Below are 3,080 nucleotides of genomic sequence, written 5' to 3' on the forward strand. Positions count from 1 at the left end.
TAGGCCTTGATGGCGCCGTAGGCGCGCCTGCCCTCGAGGTCGTCGACGTCGATCCGCCCGCGGGCATGGGCGGCCGAAGCGACGTTGACGATGCGGGCCTCGCCGGCCTCCCGGGCGGTGGCCTTCAGGAGGTCGAGGAGGTCGAGGGTCAGGAGCACGTAGCCGAGATGGTCGAGCGCCCAGGTCCGCTCGATCCCGTCGACCGTCGTCTCCCGCCGGTCGAAGATGGCGCCGGCGTTGTTCACCAGCACGTCGAGGCGCGGATAGGCCTCCCGCACCGCGCCGGCGAGGCGCCGGATCTCGGATTGCGCCGAGAGATCCGCCACGAAGACGTCGATCTCGGCACCCGGCACCGCCTGCCGGATCGCCTCGGCGGAGGCGCGGGCGCGGCCCTGCGCCCGGCCGACGAGGCCGACCCGCAGGCCGGCGCGGGCGAGGCCGAGGGCCGTCTCGTAGCCGATTCCCGAGGTCGCGCCGGTGACGAGGGCGATCCGCCCCTGCAGCGTCGACACCGCTCAGAACACCGCCTGACCGATCACGAACGCGACCACCACGATGATGATCGCGATCACGAGGAACAGGCCGAACAGGATGCGCGCCAGCGAGGCCGCGCCGGAGGCGATGCCGGTGAAACCGAGGGCGCCCGCGATCAGCGAGATCACGAAGGCGATGAGGGCCCATTTCAGGAGGGTCATGGCGTCAGCTCCGGCGAACCGAGTCGAGGATTGCGAATCGAGCGACAACTCGGGCCAAGCTCAACCGTTCCGCCCCCTTGCCCCCTGCGCCGGCACGGGGTTCGCGGACGCGTCGGCGCGGGCCAGGATCTGCTCGGCGAGCACGTGGTAGAGGCCGCCCCGGCAGACGAGCTTCGAGGCCGCGTCGGCGACGAGCGCGGCGATCATCAGCGGGATCATCATGGCGTGGTCCTGGGTCATCTCGGTGACGATGACGAAGGAGGTGATCGGCGCCTGCAGCACGCCCGTGAGGTAGGAGACCATCCCGATCAGGACGAGCGCACCGACCGGCACCTCCGCGAAGAGGTCGCGGAGCGCCGCTCCGAGGCCGGCGCCGACCGCCAGCGAGGGCGCGAACAGGCCGCCCGGAATGCCGCTGATCGAGGAGAGCACGGTCGCGGCGAACTTGAGCGGGGCGAAGTCGAGCCGCGCGGCCGCATCCCCGTGCAGGAGGGCGCGGGCCTCCTCGTAGCCGGTTCCGTAGACGGTCCCGTCCGAGGCGAGGCCGCAGAGCGCGACGCCGAGGCCGCAGAGCATGGCGAAGGCGACGGGCCGCCTCGCGACCCAGGCGCCCGGCCGCCCCGGCAGGCCCCGCCCGAACAGGATCACGATGCGGCTGAACAGGCCGCCGGCAAGCCCGCCGACGGCGCCGAGGACGAGCACGAGGAGCCAGCTTCCGCCGAGCGCGAGGCCCACCGCGGTCGTGCCGAAATAGGTGTAGTTGCCGACGAGCCAGAGGGAGGTGAGGCCGGCCGCCACGATCGCCGCGACGATGAGCCCGGTGGTGCGCGCCTCGTAGGTCCGCCCCAATTCCTCGATGCCGAAGACGATGCCGGCGAGCGGCGTGTTGAAGGCCGCCGCCACGCCGGCAGCACCCCCCGCCAGGATCAGCCCCGGCAGGCGCTCGGGCGTCAGCCGGCCCACCGCCGCCATGATGGCCGCTCCCACCTGCACGGTCGGCCCCTCGCGGCCCGCGGCCGCCCCGCAGAGGAGGCCCAGCCCCATCACCACGATCTTGCCGAAGGCGACGCGCAGCGAGATCAGCGCGTGGCGCAAGCCCGGATCATGCGTGTGGCGGGCCGCGATCACCTGCGGAATGCCGGACCCTTGCGAGTTCGGGAAGACCGTGCGGGCCAGCAGCGCCGCGATCCCGAAGCCCGCGGGCGTCACGGCGAGGGCGAGGAGGGGCGAGACCGCGAGGACCTGCCGGAAGCCGGCCTGAGCCGCATCGGCGAGCTTGGCCATGAGCACCGCGGCGAGGCCGACGCAGATGCCCCCGAGGAGAAACAGGAGGCGCCGCCGCCAGATCGCGAAGGCGTCGAGGGAGGCGCTGCGCAGGCGCGCCATCGAGCGGCGGGTGCGGGGGCGTCCCCGGGTCGAATGCGGCGGCATGGTCCGGTCGGGCACGGGAATGCCCGCTCGGAGAAGCGGGCGAAGGATCGGCCGAGCATGCCACGACCGGGCCGGAAAGGCGCGTCCCGCGTGCCCTCAGCCGGAGCGGGGCAGGGCGCCCTCGAGCAGCCCCAGCGCGTCGGCCACCGCGCGGGCGCGGATCTCGGCCCGACCGAGATCGCCGTAGCGGCGCTCCCGGTGGCGCAGGGTGCCGTCCCGCAGCGCGAGCCCGAAATGGACGAGGCCGACCGGCTTCTCCGCACTGCCGCCGCCGGGGCCGGCGATGCCCGTGACGGCGACGGCGACGTCGGCCCGCGAGGCGGCGAGCGCGCCCGCCGCCATGGCGCGGGCGACCGGCTCGCTCACCGCGCCGTGGGCGGCGACGAGATCGGGCGGCACTCCGATCGCCTCGCTCTTGGCCGCGTTCGAGTAGGTGACGAAGCCGCGCTCCAGCACCGCTGAGGAGCCCGGCACCGCCGTGATGAGGCCAGCCACGAGGCCGCCCGTGCAGGATTCGGCGGTGGCGAGCGTGAGCCCCGCCGCCGCGTACCCCGAGACGAGCGCCTCGGCCCGGGCGAGGAGGGCGGCGTCGGCGAGCACCGGCTCAGCCCTGGCGCATGGCCGTCTCGGCCTGGGCATCGAGGAGCGTCGCGCCCTCCTCCTCGGGGAGCCGGACCGTGGCCGCGGCCTGGGCGGCGAGGCCCTCGGCCCGGCCGACGAAACCGAGCTTCTCCGTCGTCGTCGCCTTGATCGAGACGGACGAGAGCGGCACGCCCGCGATCTCGGCGATGCGCGCCCGGATCGCCTCGCGGTGCTTCCCGATGCGGGGGGCCTCCGCCAGGACGGTGATGTCGAGATGGTCGATCCGCCCGCCGCGCGCCCGCACCAGCGAGCAGGCATGGGCCAGGAACTGGTCGGACGCCGCCCCGCGCCATCTCTCGTCGCTCGGCGGGA

At 74.3% G+C, this 3,080-nt stretch carries 5 protein-coding genes; all 5 read right to left on the reverse strand.

Annotated elements, in window-relative coordinates; translation table 11 throughout:
- On the reverse strand, window positions 1-512 hold a 512-nt coding region (locus E1J50_RS26385; protein ID WP_425374972.1), incomplete at its 3' end, for an SDR family NAD(P)-dependent oxidoreductase.
- A gap of 3 nt (window positions 513-515) precedes the next feature.
- On the reverse strand, window positions 516-695 hold the full coding sequence (locus tag E1J50_RS26390; protein WP_132253388.1) for a DUF1328 domain-containing protein: 180 nt from the start codon (window positions 693-695) through the stop codon (window positions 516-518).
- 60 nt (window positions 696-755) lie between these two features.
- A complete protein-coding gene (locus E1J50_RS26395; protein ID WP_207919315.1) occupies window positions 756-2,081 on the reverse strand; it encodes a chloride channel protein in 1,326 nt (441 codons plus the stop codon).
- A gap of 141 nt (window positions 2,082-2,222) precedes the next feature.
- On the reverse strand, window positions 2,223-2,726 hold the full coding sequence (locus E1J50_RS26400) for a CinA family protein (protein ID WP_132256455.1): 504 nt from the start codon (window positions 2,724-2,726) through the stop codon (window positions 2,223-2,225).
- A 4-nt stretch (window positions 2,727-2,730) separates the two neighbouring features.
- Window positions 2,731-3,080: 2-C-methyl-D-erythritol 2,4-cyclodiphosphate synthase (locus E1J50_RS26405; RefSeq protein WP_207919314.1), on the reverse strand; the 350-nt coding region annotated here is incomplete at its 5' end.

Origin of the sequence: Methylobacterium segetis, from assembly GCF_004348265.1 — a bacterium.
In the GTDB taxonomy this organism is placed as follows: Bacteria; Pseudomonadota; Alphaproteobacteria; order Rhizobiales; family Beijerinckiaceae; genus Methylobacterium; species Methylobacterium segetis.

Bases quoted from the DNA above. Each gene is read 5' to 3' on its own strand.
- E1J50_RS26395 (WP_207919315.1), bottom strand. From the start codon at position 2,081: ATGGCGCGCCTGCGCAGCGCCTCCCTCGACGCCTTCGCGATCTGGCGG.
- E1J50_RS26390 (WP_132253388.1), bottom strand. From the start codon at position 695: ATGACCCTCCTGAAATGGGCCCTCATCGCCTTCGTGATCTCGCTGATC.